The sequence below is a fragment of the Jutongia sp. SJQ-6 genome (assembly GCF_054161275.1).
This window is the reverse complement of sequence record NZ_CP195314.1, coordinates 649,733-670,721: the sequence shown is the minus strand read 5'-3', so window position 1 is coordinate 670,721 and position 20,989 is coordinate 649,733. Positions and strand designations below refer to the sequence as shown.

15 protein-coding genes and 3 tRNA genes are annotated in these 20,989 nt (G+C 42.7%); 16 read left to right on the top strand and 2 right to left on the bottom strand.

Translation table 11 applies throughout. The features are described 5' to 3' along the window. The first annotated feature begins 19 nt into the window (after positions 1-19). The 3 genes from alaS (at position 20) to rpsU (ending at position 4,416) form a co-directional block, all read left to right on the top strand. Positions 20-2,689: an alanine--tRNA ligase gene (gene alaS, locus ACSAJE_RS03130; protein WP_458009650.1), complete on the top strand. Its 2,670-nt coding sequence runs from the start codon at positions 20-22 to the stop codon at positions 2,687-2,689. Between the two features lie 175 nt (positions 2,690-2,864). After that, the gene (locus ACSAJE_RS03125) at positions 2,865-4,073 is read left to right on the top strand and encodes a hypothetical protein (protein ID WP_458009649.1); all 1,209 of its coding nucleotides are present in this window, start codon (positions 2,865-2,867) and stop codon (positions 4,071-4,073) included. Positions 4,074-4,242: 169 nt separating this feature from the next. Further along, entirely contained in the window at positions 4,243-4,416 is a 174-nt protein-coding gene (gene rpsU / locus ACSAJE_RS03120) for a 30S ribosomal protein S21 (protein ID WP_022013401.1), read from the top strand. Between the two features lie 143 nt (positions 4,417-4,559). On the opposite strand, the gene ACSAJE_RS03115 is transcribed toward rpsU, so the two are convergent. Continuing rightward, positions 4,560-4,644, bottom strand: a tRNA-Leu gene (locus tag ACSAJE_RS03115). Positions 4,645-4,873: 229 nt separating this feature from the next. Here ACSAJE_RS03115 and ACSAJE_RS03110 point away from each other — a divergent pair. The 9 genes from ACSAJE_RS03110 to ACSAJE_RS03070 all read left to right on the top strand — a co-directional run bounded on the left by ACSAJE_RS03110 (position 4,874) and on the right by ACSAJE_RS03070 (position 14,815). Further along, positions 4,874-6,130 (top strand): peptidylprolyl isomerase, encoded by a 1,257-nt coding sequence (locus tag ACSAJE_RS03110; protein ID WP_458009648.1) that lies wholly within the window; start codon positions 4,874-4,876, stop codon positions 6,128-6,130. A gap of 58 nt (positions 6,131-6,188) precedes the next feature. Next, positions 6,189-9,944 carry a phosphoribosylformylglycinamidine synthase gene (locus ACSAJE_RS03105; protein ID WP_118690415.1) on the top strand — a complete coding sequence of 1,252 codons (3,756 nt, stop codon included), beginning with the start codon at positions 6,189-6,191 and terminating at the stop codon, positions 9,942-9,944. Positions 9,945-10,049: 105 nt separating this feature from the next. Next, positions 10,050-10,121: transfer RNA gene (locus tag ACSAJE_RS03100), tRNA-Gly, on the top strand. A gap of 58 nt (positions 10,122-10,179) precedes the next feature. Continuing rightward, positions 10,180-10,251, top strand: a tRNA-Gly gene (locus ACSAJE_RS03095). A 68-nt stretch (positions 10,252-10,319) separates the two neighbouring features. Then, the gene (locus ACSAJE_RS03090; RefSeq protein ID WP_458009647.1) at positions 10,320-11,774 is read left to right on the top strand and encodes a nicotinate phosphoribosyltransferase; all 1,455 of its coding nucleotides are present in this window, start codon (positions 10,320-10,322) and stop codon (positions 11,772-11,774) included. A 25-nt stretch (positions 11,775-11,799) separates the two neighbouring features. Then, entirely contained in the window at positions 11,800-13,431 is a 1,632-nt protein-coding gene (locus tag ACSAJE_RS03085) for a hypothetical protein (protein ID WP_458009646.1), read from the top strand. 194 nt (positions 13,432-13,625) lie between these two features. Beyond that, complete coding sequence (locus ACSAJE_RS03080; RefSeq protein ID WP_022025334.1) at positions 13,626-14,042, top strand: Rcat domain-containing protein; 417 nt, start codon at positions 13,626-13,628, stop codon at positions 14,040-14,042. A gap of 14 nt (positions 14,043-14,056) precedes the next feature. After that, positions 14,057-14,287 (top strand): hypothetical protein, encoded by a 231-nt coding sequence (locus tag ACSAJE_RS03075; RefSeq protein WP_022025333.1) that lies wholly within the window; start codon positions 14,057-14,059, stop codon positions 14,285-14,287. Between the two features lie 138 nt (positions 14,288-14,425). Then, complete coding sequence (locus ACSAJE_RS03070; RefSeq protein ID WP_118506829.1) at positions 14,426-14,815, top strand: thioesterase family protein; 390 nt, start codon at positions 14,426-14,428, stop codon at positions 14,813-14,815. 205 nt (positions 14,816-15,020) lie between these two features. On the opposite strand, the gene ACSAJE_RS03065 is transcribed toward ACSAJE_RS03070, so the two are convergent. Then, entirely contained in the window at positions 15,021-16,364 is a 1,344-nt protein-coding gene (locus ACSAJE_RS03065; RefSeq protein WP_118690417.1) for a butyryl-CoA:acetate CoA-transferase, read from the bottom strand. A gap of 285 nt (positions 16,365-16,649) precedes the next feature. Between ACSAJE_RS03065 and ACSAJE_RS03060 the strand changes: the two genes are divergently transcribed. The 4 genes from ACSAJE_RS03060 to ACSAJE_RS03045 all read left to right on the top strand — a co-directional run bounded on the left by ACSAJE_RS03060 (position 16,650) and on the right by ACSAJE_RS03045 (position 20,966). After that, on the top strand, positions 16,650-17,837 hold the full coding sequence (locus ACSAJE_RS03060) for an acetyl-CoA C-acetyltransferase (RefSeq protein ID WP_458009645.1): 1,188 nt from the start codon (positions 16,650-16,652) through the stop codon (positions 17,835-17,837). Positions 17,838-17,884: 47 nt separating this feature from the next. Next, a complete protein-coding gene (locus tag ACSAJE_RS03055; protein WP_022025328.1) occupies positions 17,885-18,673 on the top strand; it encodes an enoyl-CoA hydratase-related protein in 789 nt (262 codons plus the stop codon). A 114-nt stretch (positions 18,674-18,787) separates the two neighbouring features. Further along, positions 18,788-19,660 carry a 3-hydroxyacyl-CoA dehydrogenase family protein gene (locus ACSAJE_RS03050; protein ID WP_458009644.1) on the top strand — a complete coding sequence of 291 codons (873 nt, stop codon included), beginning with the start codon at positions 18,788-18,790 and terminating at the stop codon, positions 19,658-19,660. 130 nt (positions 19,661-19,790) lie between these two features. Next, positions 19,791-20,966, top strand: coding sequence for an acyl-CoA dehydrogenase (locus tag ACSAJE_RS03045; RefSeq protein WP_022025326.1), 1,176 nt, complete (start codon positions 19,791-19,793; stop codon positions 20,964-20,966). The last annotated feature ends 23 nt before the right edge of the window (positions 20,967-20,989 follow it).

Here is a 20,989-nt window from a genome sequence, read left to right as displayed (position 1 = left end):
TAGAAAAGGGGCGAAAACCATGGAAAAATATGGTGTAAACGAACTTCGTAAAAAGTATTTGAATTTTTTTGAAAGCAAAGGTCATTTGGCAATGAAGAGTTTCTCTTTGGTGCCACATAATGACAACAGCTTGCTGCTGATCAATGCCGGTATGGCTCCTCTGAAGCCATATTTCACCGGACAGGAGATTCCGCCGAGAAGACGCGTGACTACATGTCAGAAATGTGTACGTACCGGCGATATTGAAAATGTCGGAAAGACAGCGAGACATCTCACGTTCTTTGAGATGCTCGGTAACTTCTCCTTTGGAGATTATTTCAAGCACGAAGCACTTGCCTGGTCTTGGGAGTTTTTGACGGAAGTGCTGAAAATGGATCCGGATAGATTATATCCATCAATCTATGGAGAGGATGAGGAAGCTTACGATATCTGGACAAAAGAGATTGGCGTTCCGAGTGAAAAGATCACACGTTTTTATCGTGATGAGAACGGTGAGTGTGATAACTTCTGGGAGCATGGTGCAGGTCCTTGTGGTCCATGTTCTGAGATCTATTATGATCGCGGTGAAAAATACGGCTGTGGAAAGCCGGATTGTAAAGTCGGCTGCGAGTGTGACCGCTTTATGGAGATCTGGAATAATGTATTTACCCAGTTTGACGGGGATGGCAAAGGTGGCTATACCGAATTAGAGAATAAAAATATTGATACCGGTATGGGACTTGAGCGTTTGGCAGTTGTTGTACAGGATGTCGATTCCGTATATGACATTGATACGATGAAAGCAATCCGTGATAAGATCTGTGAGTTGGCCGGTACAACATATCAGAGTGATGAAGCAAAAGACGTTTCCATTCGTTTGATCACAGATCATATTCGCTCCTCTACATTTATGATCTCTGATGGTATCATGCCAAGTAATGAAGGACGCGGCTACGTTCTTCGGCGTTTGATCCGCCGTGCAGTACGTCATGGACGTAAACTTGGAATTGACAAGCAGTTTATGGCAGAACTTGCCCAAACAGTTATTGCAGAGTCTAAGGATGGTTATCCGGAGTTAGAGGATAAAAAAGAGTTTATTTTGCAGGTATTGTCTCAGGAGGAAGGAAAGTTTGACAAAACGATCGATCAGGGACTTACCATTCTGACACAGATGCAGGAAGAGCTGGAAGCGTCCGGAGCCAAAGAACTGAAAGGTGCCGATGCATTTAAATTGTATGATACGTATGGATTCCCGTTGGATCTTACTTTGGAGATTATGCAGGAAAAGGGATATACGGTCGATGAAAAAGGATTTGCGGCTGCCATGCAGGAACAGAAAGAAAAGGCAAGAGGAGCTCGCAAGACAACCAATTATATGGGCGCAGAAGAGACAGTTTATCAGCATATCGACCCAACGATCACCAGTAAATTTGTCGGATATGACCGTTTAACACACAATTCCAAGATTTCTGTTCTGACAACAGAAGAGGAGGTAGTATCTGCTCTTACGGATGGTCAGACAGGAACGATCATTGTAGATGAGACGCCATTTTATGCAACAATGGGTGGTCAGACTGCTGATAAGGGAACGATTACAGAAGGCGATAATGAGTTTGCAGTGAAAGATACGATCCATCTGCAGGGTGGACGTATTGGACATGTTGGTGTTGTTACCAAGGGTATGTTTAAGGTTGGCGATACTGTTACCTTGACTGTGGATGCTGCAAATCGACAGAATACCGGTAAGAATCACAGTGCAACTCATTTGCTGCAAAAAGCACTTCGTATAGTGCTTGGAAGTCATGTTGAGCAGGCAGGTTCTTATGTGGATGCAGAGCGTCTTCGCTTTGACTTTACACATTTCTCTGCGATGACAGACGAAGAGATTGCAAAAGTAGAGGCAATCGTTAATGAACAGATTGCCAAAAATCTGCAGGTTGTCACAGAAGAGATGTCTGTCGAGGATGCTAAGAAGACAGGTGCTATGGCGTTGTTTGGTGAAAAATATGGAGACAAAGTTCGTGTAGTACAGATGAAGGCAGACGGAGAGGAAGCTTTCAGTGTGGAGCTTTGTGGTGGTACGCATGTAGCAAATACCGGTGTGATCTCCTATTTTAAGATCATTTCGGAAAGCGGTGTTGCGGCAGGTGTGCGCCGTATTGAAGCACTCACCGGTGATGGCTTGATGAAGCATTATGCAATGCAAGAAGAGCTTCTGAAAGAAGTTGCTAAGGCAGCTAAGGCAGAGCCGGCAAAGCTGTTGCAGAAAGTGACATCGTTGCAAGAAGAACTGAAAGCTCTGCAGAGTGAAAACGAGAAACTGAAGGCGAAGTTAGCCAATGATGCAGTGGGAGATGTTGACAGCAAGATCCAAGAAGTTAAAGGTATGAAGGTACTTGCAATGGATGTTCCAGACGTAGATATGAATGGTCTACGTAATTTGGGTGACCAGATGAAAGAAAAGATTGGAGACGGCGTGGTTGTGCTTGCATCTGCTAATGGCGGTAAAGTAACTCTGCTTGCGATGGCAACAGATGCAGCTATCAAAAAAGGTGCACATGCCGGTAATCTGATCAAGGAGATTGCATCCTTAGTTGGTGGCGGCGGTGGCGGTCGACCAAACATGGCTCAGGCGGGCGGTAAGAATCCTGCTGGAATCCCGGATGCATTGGCCAAAGTCGTTTCTGTTATCGAAAGTCAGCTTGCGTAATGGAAGCGTGTTTATGGATAATTGCCAAAACTATACAGTGGATTTTGTATAAATCAGTAAAAAAATGAATATTTGCCTTGATAAAGACACAAATTCCTATTATACTAATAGCGGAGTGGAAAATTTCCACTTTGCTATTTTATATTATATTTAATCATTAAGAAGGAGGATGATTATGAAAAAAATCAAAAGATTATTAGTTGTTGCTGCCTTGGCTTTGATCGTTGGTGCAACAGCAAAAGTGCAGACGCAGGCTGCAGTGACCGGTGTAAAGCAGATTGATGACAGCAAGAACAGCGTCAAGCTGCAGTGTAATGCAATTCTTCGTGCAGGCTACTATTATTTAGAGCTTAGTACAGATAACAGGAATTGGGTTGTTATGGATGTATCTTCGAATCCATCTTCATTATCTGCAAGCTCTCTTACTTCAGGAACGACATACTATGCTCGTGTAGGTACATGTACAGATTATAATTACTCTGCAGGACTTGTGGCAGTTGGTAAGGCAAATGTATCGGCATCTATTGATGTAGTTACAGCTCCGGAGACAGGTGCAAGCAAGTTCGTACAGACAGGTGCTACCCAGACATCCTTTACCGGTACGTTCAGTGGATCGTTTGGTGCAAACTATTATCAGATCTATTATAATGATGTACTGCTTGGAGCAAGTACATCAACGACAGTTAAGACTTCCAGAAAGTTGACACCTGGTACAAGTTATTGGACATATGCATATCCATGCAGACGTTCCAGCTCCGGATATATTGCAAGAGGCTCCTACAGCTATGACTATATGAAGACGATGCGTCCGAAGGTAAGTACAAGTACATTTGGAATTACATCTGCACTTAGCAATATTAATGTATACTATATGGCGGTTTCCAATAACTATAACGTTGATGGTTTTCAGTGGCAGTTCTTTGTAAATGGCAAATTAAAGAAGACGGTTACGGAGTCATCTAGTTCTTTACGTATCGCTAATTTTATTAATGGTAAGGCAATTCAGTACCGTGTACGTCCATACATTGACTGTGGTGCCAAGAAGATTTACGGTGAGTGGTCCGGATTTAAGTCAATTGGATATGCAACAAAGGTTACAGGATCCTATAACAGAAAGTCAAAGAAACTTACTGTAAAGTGGTCTAAGGTTACCGGTGCAAAATCCTATACCGTGTCTATTTCAACCAAGCAGTCTAAGGGATTTAAGAAAGTAAAGACCGTGAAGGCTTCTAAAAGAAAGGTAGTTATTAAGAAGTATGGCAAGAAGAAACTCAAAAAGGGTAAGATCTATTGGATTCGTATTGTGCCAAACGTTAAATCCGGGAAGAAGACGGTAGCATTAAAGACTTCAGGTGTATATAGCTACAGAATTCCTAGATACTAAAGCTTATAAACGATGGTAAACAATGAAAAAAGTTGTTGACTATTTGGCGAATTATGCTATAATATATTTCGTGCGTATGGAAATGCGATTTCCATGGTAAAATATATTACCCTATACAGTTGTGTATTGAAGCATAATCTACAACTGAGGGGAGGTTAGGTGTGAGACTATGTCAAATGTAATCGTAAAAGAGAATGAGACATTGGATAACGCTTTACGTCGTTTCAAAAGAAATTGTGCGAAAGCAGGAATCCAGCAGGAAATTCGTAAAAGAGAGCATTATGAGAAGCCAAGCGTTCGTCGTAAGAAGAAGTCTGAGGCAGCTCGTAAGCGCAAGTACTAAGAACTTTTTATGAATGTGTCATAGAAGGGGCATCATGCAAACAGCATGATGCCCCTTTTGACATGGCGAAGTCGCGCTGCGCAACAGCAGTTTTCTATTAATTAAAGAAAAAAGGTAAGTCAATAATGACTTACCTTTTAGTATGCGGAAGAAGGGACTTGAACCCTCACGTCGCTAAGCAACACTAGAACCTGAATCTAGCCTGTCTGCCAATTCCAGCACTTCCGCAAGCACGACTAATATACTAACATGTTATACGCTATTTGTCAATTTGTTTTTTTACTTTCGTTCATTTATTTTTGAAGATGAGTATTCATAAAGAAAACAAGGTGTGAAATGGTTGTGAACTGCAATATAATAATTGACTTATAGTTGTTTTTTGATAAAATAGAAGATAGCGTTTCTGCGTTTTGGACAAAAGGCAGAAAAAGAGAAATTACAATTTGGAGGATTTACCATGAATGCATCAAAGAAAATTATGAATCAGGGGAAGAAGGAGGAAACTATATCGACGTCTTCTGCACCGAAGACGAATTCAAAGGTTAAGCTTGGTGGCGCCAGCGATGGTCCCGGCATGAAAACTTATGTTTTAGGTGGATTTTGTGTCGCTCTTATCCTTATATTATGTATTGGCGTTGGAATCCAACAGTTTAAGCCAAGCACAGTGTTAAAGATCGATGGCGAGAAGATCACGATGGATGATATGATGTACCCGATCTATGAGAGAGAGAGCAAATATCTGCCATCCAACGAGATTTATGAAAGCTATTTAGGAACTTCTATCTGGGATACCGGATATATGGGAACTGACAGCACAGTTGACAGCAATGTTACAAATGCAGAGGGACTTAAGCAGGAGATCATCAATGCAGAAACAGAATATGCTGTATTGTATAATGAGGCTGTTAAGGCAAAATATAAGCTGACAAAGGATGAAGAAAAAGATGCAAGATCACAGGCTAAGAAAGCAGTCAAGGGCCTTTCTTTCGTACAGAAATTACAGCTTAATATTTCTGAGAAGAAGTTGTCAAAACGTTTTGAAAAACGTATTTTGGCAGATCGCTATAAGGCTGATCAGAAGAAAATGACAGATGCTACCGTAAACGAGAAAGATGCGATCAAGAATGTATCTAAGAAGGATCTGCGTCAGTATGATGTACAGTATTATTCCTTTGCTAAGAAGTCTACGGATTCCAGTACAGGAACAGAAACAAAATTAACAGATAAGCAGATCAAAGAGTATACTAAGAAATTGAATGAACTTGCTGCAAAGGCAAAGACCGCAAAAGATTTTACAAAGCTTCTTGGCAGCAAGAAAGAGAGTGGAGTTACTTATAATAGTGGTAATTTCACAGAGAAAGAGGGCTGGAGCACCTATCTGTCCGATGCCAACTTAAAGAAGATCAAAAAGATGAAAAATGGTGAGATTTCCGGTGTGATCACAGATAGTTCTACCGGATATACCATGTTGATCAAGATGGTAAATAACAATTCAAACAAAAGCTATGATTCTGCATGTGATGAAGCGATCACATCAGCAAAGCAGACTGCTTATAATGAATGGCTTGCTAAACTTGAGAAGAAACATCAGATCAAGAAGTATGATAGTGTTTGGAATGATGTGAAGATCGGAACGGTTACGACAAGTATTGTAACTGCAGATGATTTGAGCAAGATGGCAGAGGCAGACTCTTCCTCTAGCAAATCCAAATAAGAGTGAGGCATATGATTAGCAGGAACCCATCCTGTTACAAAAGAAATGGAGGCATACAATGGGAAATGTGAAGAGAGTATATGTTGAGAAAAAATCAGCTTATGCGGTACGTGCCAAAGAGTTAAAAGAAGAGGTGGTCCGCTATCTTGGTATTACAGCATTGCAGGATGTACGTGTATTGATCCGTTATGATGTGGAGAATCTGAGTGATGCTACTTACCGTCAGGCATTAGGTACTGTATTTTCAGAGCCGCCGGTTGACGAATATTTCGAAGAGACATTTGCGGTTGATACTGATGCACTTGTGTTTTCTGTAGAATATTTACCGGGACAGTTTGATCAGAGAGCAGATTCGGCAGAGCAGTGTGTGAAACTTTTGAACGAGAAAGAAGATCCGGTGATCCGTTCTGCTACAACTTATGTATTTGAGGGCAAATTTACAGACGAAGAAGTTGCCAAATTAAAAGAATATTGTATCAATCCGGTGGATTCCCGTGAGACGAACGAAGAGAAGCCGGAGACTTTGGTACAGCAGTTTGAAGATCCGGCAGATGTTGCAATCTTTGACGGTTTCCAAAGTATGTCTGAGGAGGATCTTCGTACATTGTATGAATCCTTAAATCTGGCAATGACATTCCAGGATTTCAAACATATTCAGAATTATTTTGCCGGAGAGGAAAAGCGTGATCCTTCGGTAACAGAAATTCGTGTACTAGACACTTATTGGTCGGATCACTGCCGTCATACGACATTTTTAACAGAGTTGAAAAATGTTACTTTTGAAGATGGTTATTATCGTGAGCCGATTGAGAAAAGTTATGAGGAATATCAGGAAGTGCGCAAGGAGATCTTTGCAGATCGTCCGGATAAGTATGTCTCTTTGATGGACATTGCTTTGATGGCTATGCGTAAGCTGAAAGCAGACGGTAAGTTAGATGATATGGAAGAGTCTGATGAGATCAATGCCTGCTCTATCGTTGTACCGGTTGAGATCGACGGAAAAGAGGAAGAGTGGCTTGTATTCTTTAAGAATGAGACACACAACCATCCGACAGAGATCGAGCCGTTTGGTGGTGCTGCAACTTGTCTTGGTGGAGCAATCCGCGATCCACTGTCCGGACGTGGTTATGTTTATCAGGCAATGCGCGTGACGGGTGCAGCAGACCCTACCGTATCTATGAAAGATACGCTTCCCGGTAAATTACCACAGCGTAAGATCGTGACCGGAGCTGCCAAAGGATATAGCTCTTATGGTAACCAGATCGGTCTTGCAACGGGTCTTGTAAATGAGATCTATCATCCAAATTATGTTGCTAAGCGAATGGAAATCGGTGCTGTTATGGGTGCGGCTCCACGTCGTAATGTAATCCGTGAGAACAGTGATCCGGGTGACCGCATTATTTTGCTTGGTGGACGTACCGGCCGTGATGGTATCGGTGGCGCAACAGGTTCTTCCAAAGCACATACAACGAAATCTATTGATGTGTGCGGAGCAGAGGTGCAGAAAGGTAATGCACCAACAGAACGAAAGATCCAGAGATTATTCCGCCGTGAGGAAGTCAGCAAGATCATTAAGAAATGTAATGACTTTGGTGCAGGTGGTGTATCCGTTGCAATCGGTGAACTTGCAGATGGTCTGCAGGTTGATCTGGATAAAGTACCGAAAAAATATGCCGGCTTAGATGGAACAGAGCTTGCTATTTCAGAGTCACAGGAGCGTATGGCAGTTGTCGTAGCACCGGAAGACGTTGATAAAATGCTTGGCTTTGCAGAAGAGGAAAATCTAGAGGCTGTAGTTGTTGCTGAGGTAACAAAGGAGCCTAGATTAGTATTGTCATGGAGAGGCAAAGTTATCGTAGATATTTCTCGTGCTTTCTTAGATACGAATGGAGCACATCAGGAAGCAGATGCGGTTGTTACGATGCCAAAGAAAGAGGAGAATTATTTTACAAAGGCAGAGCCAAAGAAAGACATTCGCCGTTCTTGGCTGGAAACCTTGAAAGATTTAAATGTATGTTCTCAAAAGGGTCTGGTTGAGATGTTCGACAGCTCAATTGGAGCAGCAAGTGTATATATGCCATATGGCGGTAAGAATCAGTTGACACCGACACAGACAATGGTAGCAAAGCTTCCGGTATTGTCTGGTAAGTGCGATACAGTGACGATGATGAGTTATGGTATGGATCCATATTTATCTTCGTGGAGCCCATATCATGGTTCGGTTTATGCAGTAGTATCTTCTGTTGCTAAGATCGTGGCTGCGGGTGGTGATTTCCACAAGATCCGTCTTACGTTCCAGGAGTATTTCCGTCGTCTGGGAACAGATCCGAAACGTTGGGGTGAACCAATGGCAGCGCTGTTAGGTGCTTATGATGTTCAGATGAAACTTGGACTTCCATCCATTGGTGGTAAGGACAGTATGTCCGGTACCTTTAATGATATTGATGTACCACCTACGCTATGTTCTTTCGCGGTTGATGTAGATCATCTGCCAAATGTTGTTTCACCGGAACTGAAACAGGCGGGCAACGTACTTGTGAAGTTCACGATGAAGAAAGATGAATACGATCTTCCGGATTACGGTCAGGTAATGGCAATGTATGACAAGATCACTGAGATGATCCACAGTGGTCTGATCCAATCTGCTTATGCGATCGGATTTGGTGGAATATGTGAGGCTGTCAGCAAGATGGCATTCGGTAATGGTCTGGGTGCTGTTATGGATGACGGTTTGACGATTGATGATCTCTTTGCAAAAGAGTACGGTTCTATCATTGCAGAAGTACCTGCAGACCGTTTAGAAGACATTACGACAGAATATACGAGGATTGCGCTTGTAACGGAGCAGCCAAACTTTGTGATCGGCAGCGAGAAGATTGCGATGAAGGAAGCGTTAGAGGCTTGGACAGGTACTTTGGAGAGTGTTTTTGCAACACGTTCTGATGTGGAACAAAAAGAACTGGAAGATAAAGTATTTGATGCCGGTAAAGTATACACGGCTGCGAATAAGATCGCTAAGCCGAAGGTGTTTATTCCTGTATTCCCGGGAACTAACTGCGAGTATGATACAACAAAGGCATTCGAGCAGGCTGGAGCACAGGTAAAGACTGTAGTATTTAAGAATATGACAGAAAGCCAGATCGTAGAGTCGGTAAATGCGTTCGAGCAGGCCATTAAGGAATCCCAGATCTTAATGTTCTCCGGTGGATTTAGTGCCGGTGATGAACCGGATGGTTCTGCGAAGTTTATCGCATCGATCTTCCGTAATCCAAAGATCATGGATGCAGTACATGAACTGCTGCAGAAGCGAGATGGACTTGCGCTAGGTATCTGTAATGGATTCCAGGCACTGATCAAACTTGGTCTTGTACCATATGGTGAGATCAAGCCGCAGACAGCAGATGCACCAACTTTGACGACGAACAGCATTGGACGTCATATTTCTAAGTCAGTATATACGAAAGTTGTTACAAACCAGTCTCCATGGCTTATGGAGGCAGAGTTAGGTGGAGTATATGCGATCCCGGCATCTCATGGCGAGGGTCGTTTCGTGGCACCGCAGCATGTTATCGATGAATTGTTTGCAAATGGTCAGGTTGCTACCAGATATGTTGATCTGTCAGGCAAGCCAACAATGGATGAAGACTTCAATCCAAATGGTTCTTATGCAGCAATCGAAGGAATCACCAGCCCGGATGGACGTGTACTCGGTAAGATGGCACATTCTGAGCGTATTGGTGAAGGTGTTGCGATCAACATTTATGGTAACCAGAACCAGCATATTTTCGAGTCTGGTGTGAAGTACTTCAAATAAAATTAAAAAAAATAAAAAAATGTGTTGACAATTAATGCAACATCATGTAGAATACTCATTGTGCTTGCGAAAAGCACAGTGAGTAATTCTTCTAAATAGAAGAACGCACGAGTGGCTCAGTGGTGGAGTATCGCCTTGCCAAGGCGAGGGTCGCGGGTTCGAATCCCGTCTCGTGCTCTTGTCTATATATAGACAGTTTTAATTTCATAACAGTTTCTCAATGAGAGAAAGAATTGCACGAGTGGCTCAGTGGTGGAGTATCGCCTTGCCAAGGCGAGGGTCGCGGGTTCGAATCCCGTCTCGTGCTTTTTTGTTATATTTAAATATTTTTTGGCGGCTGTTGATGGTCGTGCAGAAATAAAGGGAGTGATGGTTATGAGGCAGCAAGATGCGAGAAACCTGTCCATGGTAATGGATTTTTATGAATTGACGATGAGCAATGGCTATTTTGTCGGACAGGATTTGGATACAAGAGTAGTATTTGATGTGTTTTACCGCGCTAATCCGGATGGTGGCGGATATTCGATTTTTGCCGGATTAGAACAGATTGTAGATTATATCCGTAATCTACAGTTTACGGCAGAGGATATTTCGTATTTGCGAGAGCAGGGGATTTTTGCAGAAGAATTTTTAGATTATCTTGCACGTTTTACGTTCCGAGGTGATGTGTATGCACTTCCGGAAGGTACCGTGATGTACCCTGGAGAGCCGATCGTTACGGTAGTAGCTCCATTGATCGATGCTCAGTTGATCGAAACGGCTGTTTTGCTGGAGGTCAATCATCAATCATTGATCGCAACGAAGACGAGACGTATATGCAATGCGGCAGCAGGCAGAGCAGTGTCAGATTTTGGTGCGAGAAGAGCCCACAATATGGACGCAGCTGTCTATGGTGCCAGAGCGGCAGTGATCGGTGGAGCAACGTCGACCGCTACGGTGTTGGCAGGTCAGATGTTTGATATTCCGGTCAGCGGAACGATGGCACATAGTTGGGTCATGTTTTATAAGGATGAATTTACGGCGTTTGAAAAGTATGCCAGATTATATCCGGATGCAACGGTTCTGTTGGTAGATACGTATGATGTCCTTCACAGTGGCGTACCGAATGCGATCCGTGTGGCGAAAGAAGTATTAGAGCCTATGGGGAAACGATTAAAGGGAATTCGTTTGGATAGTGGTGATCTTGCATATTTATCCAAAAGGGCGCGTAAAATGTTAGATGATGCAGGATTGAAAGATTGCCGGATCGTTGCATCTAACAGTTTGGATGAGTTTACCATTCAATCCCTTGTCAGACAAGGAGCCTGCATTGACAGTTTTGGTGTTGGAGAGCGTCTTATTACATCGAAATCGGAACCGGTTTTTGGCGCAGTTTATAAAATTGCGGCAGTAGAAGAGGATGGTATGTTTGATCCTCGCATTAAGATTTCGGAGAATGTGGAAAAAATTACCAATCCGGGTTGGAAACAGATATATCGTGTGTATGATGAAAATCATAAGGCGATTGCCGATTTGTTAGCCGGACGAGACGAAGAGATTGAAACTTCTGGGGAAGTAGAGTATGTCGATCCGAACAAGCCCTGGAAACGCAGAGTATTTACCGGATGCACATTTGTTCCGTTGCAGCAGCCGGTATTTATTGATGGTCGTTTTGTAGGAACGACCCCAAGTGTAAAAGAGATCGCAAAATATGTGGAACGTCAGCTTTCGGAAGAAATTTGGGAGGAAGAGCAGCGCTTTGAAAACCCGCATAAACATTATGTTGATATGACACCATCTTATTATAAAATGAAGAATGAATTATTGGCTTCTGCCAGATTTGAAGGCTGATAAGTTGTAGAAAGTGAGGATGATTATGAAATTAAAGGTGAGAATTGGCTTGTTTGTTATTTTTGCAGCAGTGATCGGTGGGTTTTATTATGCCTATTTCCCGGCGATTAATATACATTTGGAGATTTTTTGGACAACATTGATCGTTGTTTTTTTGTCGTTGGCGATCATTCTGGGAGCAAAATCATCCATTTCTCAGATGGTTGGAAGATTGTCTAAGAAACCGTCGATCAAGGAATTTTCGTGGTTTGCGAAGCTTTGCAGTGTATTGGTTATCGTATGTGTTGGTGTGCTGATCGTTGGTTCGGCGTTAGGCGCTACGCTATTTCGTTCACGTGCCTATGCAAACCTGCTTCCGGTAGATAAACGGGAATTTACGGAGGATATAGAGCAGTCTGATCAAGTTACAGACATTGCATTGATGGATACGGAGAGTGCCAGGATATTTGGTAATCGTAAGATTGGTTCTTTGTCGGATGTGGTCAGCCAGTACGAGATCGAAGCGGATTATACGCAGATCAGTATTAAAGGACAGCCGATGAAAGTTTCGGGATTGAAGTACGCGAGTTTCTTCAAATGGTGGAATAATCGAAACAGTGGTGTGCCGGGATATGTACAGGTTAATCCGGTGAATTCAGAGGCTAAGTATGTGAAACTGACAAAGCCGATGAAATATGTTCCCTCGGCATATTTTAATTATAATCTGCAGCGTCATGTGCAGCTTACTTATCCAACCAAGATCATTAGCGGATATAAATTTGAGGTGGATGATGATGGAAATCCATATTATATTTGTCCGACAATGACAGCAAGAGTTGGATTGTTTGGCGGCATAGATGTGAATGGTGTGATCATTTGTGATCCAATCGATGGTGAGTGCAAATATTATGCGATTGGAGATTGTCCATCTTGGGTGGATAGTGTATATGATGGTCATCTGCTTACGAAAAAGTATAATTGGCATGGTATGCTGTCTGGTGGATATATTAACAGTATTATCGGGCAGAAAGGCTGTAAGCAGGCAACGGATGATTTTGGATATAAGATCATTGGCGATGATGTGTGGGTATATACCGGTGTTACATCGGCAAATGGGGATCAGTCTAATATTGGATTTGTGATGATGAATCAGCGTACCTCGGAGGCGAGATATTATCAGGTGTCCGGTGCGGAAGAACATTCTGCTATGTCTGCTGCAGAGGGAGAGGTGCAGGAAAAAGGCTATAAGGCATCTTTTCCAAGCCTGATCAATGTGTCGGGTACTCCAACGTATATTATGGTTCTTAAGGACGCCGGTGGATTGGTTAAATTGTATGCGATGGTTAATGTGGAGCAGTACAATATTGTTGCAACAGCGACATCTCAGACAAAAGTGTTTGAAGAGTATAAGACGCTCCTAGCTTCCGATGGAAAGCTGGAAACCGAGGAAAATGATCTGAAAGAGGATACGATCACTGTGCAGAGTGTGGAGTATATTGATTCGGATGATGGAACTATGGTATATATCAAAGATACGAATCATCAGGTATATAAACAGGCGTTCAAAGAAGATGAATCGTTGATACGCATTAGTGCCGGGGATGTACTGCACGTGAAGTATCAGCCGATGGATAATGAAATTCATTTGTTGCAGGAGTTTTCCTTCGAAACGAAGTGACGGAGTTTTATAGAATTTTAAGAATATTTTATAATTAGAGCTATTGAATTATTTATACGATCCTTTAGACTTATAAGTGGTTTTAAGATTCGCGATTAAGAATCGCAGGACGGCTTATCGTCAAATATTCTATGAATTTCTGCGCTGTGTATGCAGGACAGGATTTGTTGGATATAGAAGATGGAGGATACAAGATGAGATTAAAAGAACGCATCAGAAGATTTATGCAAGGGCGTTATGGCATAGTGGATCAATATTCAGAGTTTCTGTTTATTGTAGCTATTCCGATGTATATTATCGGAAATATAATATCAATTCGGGTAGTTAGTGCGCTGTTGATGGGTGTTGCATTATTTTTAGTGTTCTACGTTGATTACCGTATAATGTCACGAAATTGCACAAAGCGGTACCGCGAAAATGAACAATATTTGATGTTTGCGGGTATATTCCGTAAGCGTTGGCAGAAGTTTTGTTCTCGCATCAAGGATCGGCGCGAGAATCGTATTTACAAATGTCCATCCTGTAAGCAGCGGATTCGTGTGCCGAGAGGAAAAGGAAAGATTGCGATCACGTGTCCGCAATGTCGGACAGAATTTATACGTAAGAGTTAAAAGGAGGTAATGGTATGCGGGAGATGACGTTTAAGATGGAACGTCCCGGTCTGGTGAAAGCAGGGGATGCAGTGCATGTCAGTGAAAAAAAGACAGCACTGAATTATTCCTATATCATAGAGCCTGCTGTTGCTATGTCCGGCTGTTTTAAGGTAAATGAGAGGATACAGAGCAGAGATGGTATTGTAAAGGACGTAACCCACAATGACCGCGGTTATTATGTAGTCGTGGAATTTGAAAACTAGCATCGAAACGCGTTTTTGCTGTGCTGCCGGAATGTCCGGTGTAAGATAAATGGTAATGCATTGACAAATGAAATTTTGGCACGGGGCAGTCGACAATATAGTGAGGATAGAGTACATTAAACAGAAAGAGAGGATACAATGTTAGAAAAAGGAATCAAGGGAACCGGACGTCAGGTAGTGACGGAGAAACTTACGGCAAAAGAGATGGGAAGCGGTGAGCTTGCTGTTTATGCAACGCCTGCGATGATCGCATTGATGGAAGAGACTGCTTACAAAAGTGTTACAGCAGAATTAGAGGATGGCATGGGAACGGTAGGAACATTAATGAATGTGAAACACGTTTCCGCTTCACCGGTTGGTATGGAGATCACATGTGAGACAGAACTGACAGAGGTAGATGGAAGAAGACTGGTATTTACAGTAAAGGCTTATGATACAAAAGGGCTGATCGGCGAAGGCGTACATGAGCGCTTTGTGATCGTTAATGAAAAGTTTCAGGCAAAAACTGACAGCAAAAAAGAAGCTTAATAATTCTGACAGCAAAAAAAGAAGCTTAAGGATTTAGCCATTAAAAAACGCTTAAACATTACAGTTTAAGCGTTTTTTGTTAGGAGAGTATTTTACGGTCCTTTTTGTTCAGGTATTTTGATTTCACTTTTAAAAATAAGATGGATAACGTCCGTTTTTCGTAGGGACGTTATCCATCTTCGGCTGTTTTTTATAAATGTTCCGCTTAGCGTTTATTGCTCTGTTTCCAAATCTTCATCTGTTCTGCCTCTGCGATCAACTGGTCGCGGAAATCAGGATGAGCCACGGAAATAATGGCTTCTGCTTTCTGCCAGGAGGAAAGTCCTTTGAGATTAACAATACCATATTCGGTTACGAAGTAATGAACATTGGCACGTGTATCTGTTACAATAGAACCATTCGCCAAAGTAGGACGGATTCTGGAATTTACGGTGCCATCCTTAGCGGTGAAAGTAGAAGACATGCAAATGAAGGATTTACCACCGTTGGAAAGGTAAGCGCCTAATACAAAGTCTAACTGTCCGCCTGCACCGCTGATCTGTTTGGTTCCTGCACTCTCAGCGTTGATCTGTCCGTACAAGTCAATATCCACTGCATTATTAATGGAAATGAAATTATCCAATGCGGAAATGGAGCGGATGTCATTGGTATAATTGACCGGGGCACTCATGCACTGAGGGTTTTCGTCTAAGTAGTCATATAATTTTTGTGTTCCGGCACCGAAAGCATATACCTGACGGCCTTTATCAATGCTCTTGTTCATGCCGGTGATCTTGCCGGCTTTTGCAATATCCACAAAGGCATCTACATACATTTCTGTGTGTACACCAAGATCTTTAAGGTCGGACTTAGCAATGAGAGAACCGACTGCATTTGGCATGCCGCCGATACCGAGCTGCAGGCAGGCACCGTCTGGAATTTCATCTACGATATATTTTGCAACAGCTTCATCTACTTCTGTAGCAGGAGCAGCAGCGCCCGTTGCATCAATAGCCGGATTGGAGCCTTCTACGATCATGGCCACCTGACTGATATGGATTCCCTCTTCAAATCCACCTAAGCAGCGAGGCATATTTTCATTAACTTCAACGATGATAATCTCTGCGCGCTCACAGACAGCAGCCATATGAGAGGCGTTTGGTCCAAAATTGAAATAGCCGTGTTTGTCCATTGGAGCTACCTGAAACATTGCTACACGGGAAGGGGTAGCGGAGTCGCGGTAATAACGCGGCAGCTCGGAGTAACGGATCGGATTATAAAATGAGAAATTTTGTGCGATTGCTTTACGTTCGATGCCGCCCATATGCCAAGAATTCCAAGTCATATGCTGTGCAGGAGAGTCAATCTTGAAAATCTCCGGAACGTGCATTAAAATACCGCCTCTGAAGTTTACATCAGTCAATTCCGGAAGACGTTTTGCCATAGCAGCATCCAAGGCTACCGGCGTACCCGTGCACCATCCGTAATCAACCCAGTCGCCGGAATTGACAACTTTGACCGCATCTTCTGCGGAAGTTAGCTTTTCGTTGTACATTGTTTGAAAGTTCATATTCTTTCTCCTCCATATCTGTTTTGAATTGAGAATCCGAAAGTGTAGAAGAAATTTCAGATCCTATGTAAAACTCTTATCTAATAAAATAGCACGAAATCATTTTATTCGCAACAAATCGCAGAGAAATCTTTGCTGACAAATTTTGTCGGAATTCCACAAACAATGAAAGAAAAATGCTTGCTAATTATTTCAATTTGATATATCATAGAGGCAAAGAGTGCATATGGAACGCTATATATTGTATGGATTGTTCTGCACATATCAAACAAGGAGGATTTAGTTATGGCAAAGAAAGTTGTTTTGGCAGGCGCATGTCGTACTGCAATCGGTAAAATGGGTGGAGGATTGAGCAAGACTCCGGCACCAGTGTTAGGTTCTATCGTTATCGAGGAAGCTCTTAAGAGAGCAGGAGTTCCAAAGGAAGAAGTTGATCATGTATATATGGGCTGTGTAATCCAGGCAGGTCTTGGACAGAACGTAGCACGCCAGGCATCTATTAAGGCAGGTCTTCCTATTGAGACACCGGCAGTTACAGTAAATGTCGTATGTGGTTCTGGTTTGAACTGTGTAAATATGGCAGCTCAGATGATCGAAGCAGGAGATGCTGACATCGTTGTTGCTGGTGGTATGGAGAATATGTCGATGGCACCATATGCTATGATGCAGGGCCGTTTCGGATACCGTATGAACAACGGTAAGTTAGTAGATACCATGGTAAATGATGCACTTTGGGATGCATTCAATCAGTATCATATGATGATCACAGCTGAGAATGTTGCTGATCAGTGGAATCTTACTCGTGAAGAGTTAGATGAGTTTGCTGCAAGCAGTCAGCAGAAATGTGAAGCTGCAATTGCTGCAGGCGGATTTGATGCAGAGATCGTACCTGTTCAGACAGGTGTAGATAGAAAGACAAAAGAGCCAATCATCTTCTCTAAGGATGAGGGACCTCGTGCTGGAACAACAGCAGAGAGCCTTAGCAAGTTGAAATGCTGCTCCGGTAAAGAGGGCGGTGTCGTTACAGCTGGTAACGCTTCCGGTATCAATGATGGTGCTGCAGCAATCGTTGTAATGAGCGAAGAGAAAGCAAAAGAACTTGGTGTTACTCCAATGGCAACATTTGTTGGCGGTGCATTGGGCGGTGTTGATCCATCTATCATGGGTGTTGGACCGGTTGCATCTACGAACAAGCTTTTGAAGAAAACAGGTCTTACAATTGATGATATGGATATTATCGAGGCAAATGAGGCATTTGCAGCACAGTCTGTAGCAGTTGCTAAGGATCTTAAGTTCGATATGTCTAAAGTTAATAAGAAAGGTGGAGCAATTGCACTTGGTCATCCGGTTGGAGCATCAGGCTGCCGTATCCTTGTTACACTTCTGCACCAGATGGAGAAAGGTCAGAAGGGTCTTGCAACACTTTGTATCGGTGGTGGAATGGGTTGCTCAACAATCGTTGAGAAAGAGTAATTCACAGATTGCGGTTGATAAAGTAATCACATAAAGGAGACATAATCATGGATTTTATTTTATATGAAGTAGATGGTGCAGTAGGAACCATTACAATCAATCGTCCAAAGGCATTGAATGCTTTGAACAGCCAGGTGTTGGACGAGCTGAATGCTACATTAGATGCAGTTGATCTGGATACAGTTCGCTGCTTGATCCTTACCGGAGCAGGTGAGAAATCATTTGTTGCAGGTGCTGACATCGGAGAGATGAGTACACTCACAAAGGCCGAGGGTGAGGCGTTTGGTAAGAAGGGAAATGATGTATTCCTTAAGTTAGAGCATTTCCCAATCCCTGTGATCGCTGCAGTGAACGGATTCGCACTTGGTGGCGGATGCGAGATCTCTATGAGTTGCGATATTCGTATCTGCTCTGAGAATGCTGTATTTGGACAGCCTGAAGCTGGTCTTGGTATTACACCTGGATTTGGTGGAACACAGAGACTGGCTCGTTTGGTAAGTCCTGGAATGGCTAAGCAGTTGATCTACACAGCAAGAAATATTAAGGCTGACGAGGCATATCGCATTGGCCTTGTAAATGCGGTATATCCATTAGAGGAGCTTCTCCCGGCAGCACAGAAGATGGCTGCAGGTATTGCAAAACAGGCTCCGATCGCTGTTCGTAATTGCAAGAAAGCAATCAACGAAGGTCTTCAGGTATCTATCGACAAAGCTGTTGAGATTGAAGAAAAGTTATTTGGTGACTGCTTTGAGACAGAAGATCAGAAAGCTGGAATGGGCAATTTCTTAGCTCCAAAGGATCAGAAAGTTAAAGTAGTTCCTTTCAAAAACTGTTAAAATCGAATTGGTGGGTGTCATGGGATGAGTGATCATCCCCTGGCACTTTACTATAGTCAAAGCGGATTTTCATCCGTTTCCCCAAAAAATTAATTAAAATATGGAGGTAATATCATGAAAGTAGGCGTTATTGGTGCTGGTACTATGGGACAGGGCATTGCTAAGGCATTTGCTCAGAATGAAGGATATGAGGTAGCTCTCTGCGACATTAAGCAGGAGTGGGCTGATGGCGGTAAAGAGAAGATCGCTAAAGGCTATGACAGATTGGTACAGAAGGGTAAGATGACACAGGACGCTGTAGATGCTATCCTTGGCAGAATCACACCGGGCTTGAAAGAAAACCTTTGTGCTGACTGCGATCTTATCGTAGAAGCTGCATTTGAAGACATGCAGGTTAAGAAGACAACATTCGCTGAGCTTGACAAGATTGCTAAGCCGGAGTGTGTATTTGCTTCTAATACATCCAGTCTTTCTATTACAGAGATCGGTAATGGTTTAACTCGTCCGATGGTAGGTATGCATTTCTTTAACCCGGCAGACCGCATGAAGCTGATCGAGGTTATTGCAGGTGTTAATACACCAGCTGAGACAGTTGAGACAATCAAGAAGATTTCTGAGGAAATTGGAAAGACTCCTGTACAGGTTAATGAGGCTGCTGGTTTCGTAGTAAACCGTATCCTTATCCCAATGATCAACGAAGCAGCTTTCATTAAGATGGAAGGTGTATCTGACATCGCTGGTATCGATGCAGCTATGAAGCTTGGTGCAAATCATCCAATGGGACCATTGGAGTTAGGTGATTTCGTAGGTCTTGATATCTGCTTAGCTATCATGGATGTACTTTACAATGAGACTGGTGACAGCAAGTATCGTGCATGCCCACTTATTCGTAAGATGGTACGTGGCGGTAACCTTGGTGTTAAGAGTGGTAAAGGATTCTATGTATACAATGCTGACCGTACAAAGACACCGGTTGATGCGCTGTAATCAATTCTGAAATGAGTTCACATTTTTTAGTGTTCTGTCAGAACAAGTTGTTTTGGCAGAACATTAAAAATAAAATATGTGTCTGAAACAGCACACAATAAATATGACATGAAAGGTGGTAAAAGAAATCATGGATTTTACATTAAGTAAACAGCATGAGATGGCGAGACAGTTATTCAAAGATTTCGCTGAAAATGAAGTTAAGCCTCTGGCTCAGGAAACAGATGAGACAGAAGCATTCCCACAGGTAACGGTTGATAAGATGGGTAAGAGCGGATTCTTAGGAATTCCGGTTCCTAAGGAGTACGGCGGACAGGGCGCTGACATTTTAACATACATTATGTGTGTAGAGGAGTTGTCTAAGGTTTGTGGTACAACAGGTGTTGTTGTATCCGCACATACTTCTCTTTGCGTTGATCCGATCCTTACTTATGGAACAGAAGATCAGAAGCAGAAATTCCTTCCGGATCTCTGCAGTGGCAAAAAACTTGGTGCCTTCGGTCTTACTGAGCCGGGTGCAGGTACAGATGCTCAGGGTGTTCAGACAAAGGCTGTTCAGGATGAAGCAACTGGTGAGTGGATCTTAAATGGTTCTAAGTGCTTCATTACAAACGGTAAAGTTGCTGATGTTTATATCATCATTGCTTATACAGATGTTATCGAAGACAAGAGAGGCAGAAAAGTTAAGAAATTCTCTGCATTTATCGTAGAGAAGGGAACACCTGGATTCTCCTTCGGTACAAAAGAGAAGAAAATGGGTATCCGTGGTTCATCCACATATGAGTTGATCTTCGAGGATTGCAGAATCCCTGCAGATTCTATGCTCGGTGTAAGAGGAAAAGGATTCCCAATTGCAATGCATACTTTGGATGGTGGTCGTATTGGTATCGCTTCCCAGGCACTTGGTCTTGCAGAGGGTGCACTGGAGAGAACAATCGAGTACACAAAGGAAAGAAAACAGTTTGGCCGTACAATCGCTCAGCAGCAGAATACACAGTTCCAGCTTGCTAATATGGCAACAAAGGTAGAGGCTGCTAAGAATCTTGTATACAAGGCTGCACTTAAGAAACAGCAGTTTGCTGATGGCGCTAGAGTTTCTTACTCTGTAGAGGCTGCTATGGCAAAATTGTTCGCAGCAGAGGTAGCAATGGAAGTTACTACAAAGTGTGTACAGTTGTTCGGTGGATATGGTTATATCAGAGAGTACGATGTAGAGCGTATGATGCGTGATGCTAAGATCACAGAGATTTACGAGGGAACTTCTGAAGTTCAGCGTATGGTAATCTCTGGTGCTCTTTTGAAGTAAGAACTGATAATTGCAAATTATAT

Coding starts and splice junctions, on each gene's coding strand:
- ACSAJE_RS03105 (WP_118690415.1), top strand. CDS start 6,189: ATGGGAAATGTGAAGAGAGTATATGTTGAGAAAAAATCAGCTTATGCG.
- ACSAJE_RS03045 (WP_022025326.1), top strand. CDS start 19,791: ATGGATTTTACATTAAGTAAACAGCATGAGATGGCGAGACAGTTATTC.
- ACSAJE_RS03070 (WP_118506829.1), top strand. CDS start 14,426: ATGTTAGAAAAAGGAATCAAGGGAACCGGACGTCAGGTAGTGACGGAG.
- ACSAJE_RS03090 (WP_458009647.1), top strand. CDS start 10,320: ATGAGGCAGCAAGATGCGAGAAACCTGTCCATGGTAATGGATTTTTAT.
- ACSAJE_RS03085 (WP_458009646.1), top strand. CDS start 11,800: ATGAAATTAAAGGTGAGAATTGGCTTGTTTGTTATTTTTGCAGCAGTG.
- ACSAJE_RS03110 (WP_458009648.1), top strand. CDS start 4,874: ATGAATGCATCAAAGAAAATTATGAATCAGGGGAAGAAGGAGGAAACT.
- ACSAJE_RS03075 (WP_022025333.1), top strand. CDS start 14,057: ATGCGGGAGATGACGTTTAAGATGGAACGTCCCGGTCTGGTGAAAGCA.
- ACSAJE_RS03055 (WP_022025328.1), top strand. CDS start 17,885: ATGGATTTTATTTTATATGAAGTAGATGGTGCAGTAGGAACCATTACA.
- ACSAJE_RS03060 (WP_458009645.1), top strand. CDS start 16,650: ATGGCAAAGAAAGTTGTTTTGGCAGGCGCATGTCGTACTGCAATCGGT.
- ACSAJE_RS03065 (WP_118690417.1), bottom strand. CDS start 16,364: ATGAACTTTCAAACAATGTACAACGAAAAGCTAACTTCCGCAGAAGAT.
- ACSAJE_RS03125 (WP_458009649.1), top strand. CDS start 2,865: ATGAAAAAAATCAAAAGATTATTAGTTGTTGCTGCCTTGGCTTTGATC.
- ACSAJE_RS03080 (WP_022025334.1), top strand. CDS start 13,626: ATGAGATTAAAAGAACGCATCAGAAGATTTATGCAAGGGCGTTATGGC.
- rpsU (WP_022013401.1), top strand. CDS start 4,243: ATGTCAAATGTAATCGTAAAAGAGAATGAGACATTGGATAACGCTTTA.
- alaS (WP_458009650.1), top strand. CDS start 20: ATGGAAAAATATGGTGTAAACGAACTTCGTAAAAAGTATTTGAATTTT.
- ACSAJE_RS03050 (WP_458009644.1), top strand. CDS start 18,788: ATGAAAGTAGGCGTTATTGGTGCTGGTACTATGGGACAGGGCATTGCT.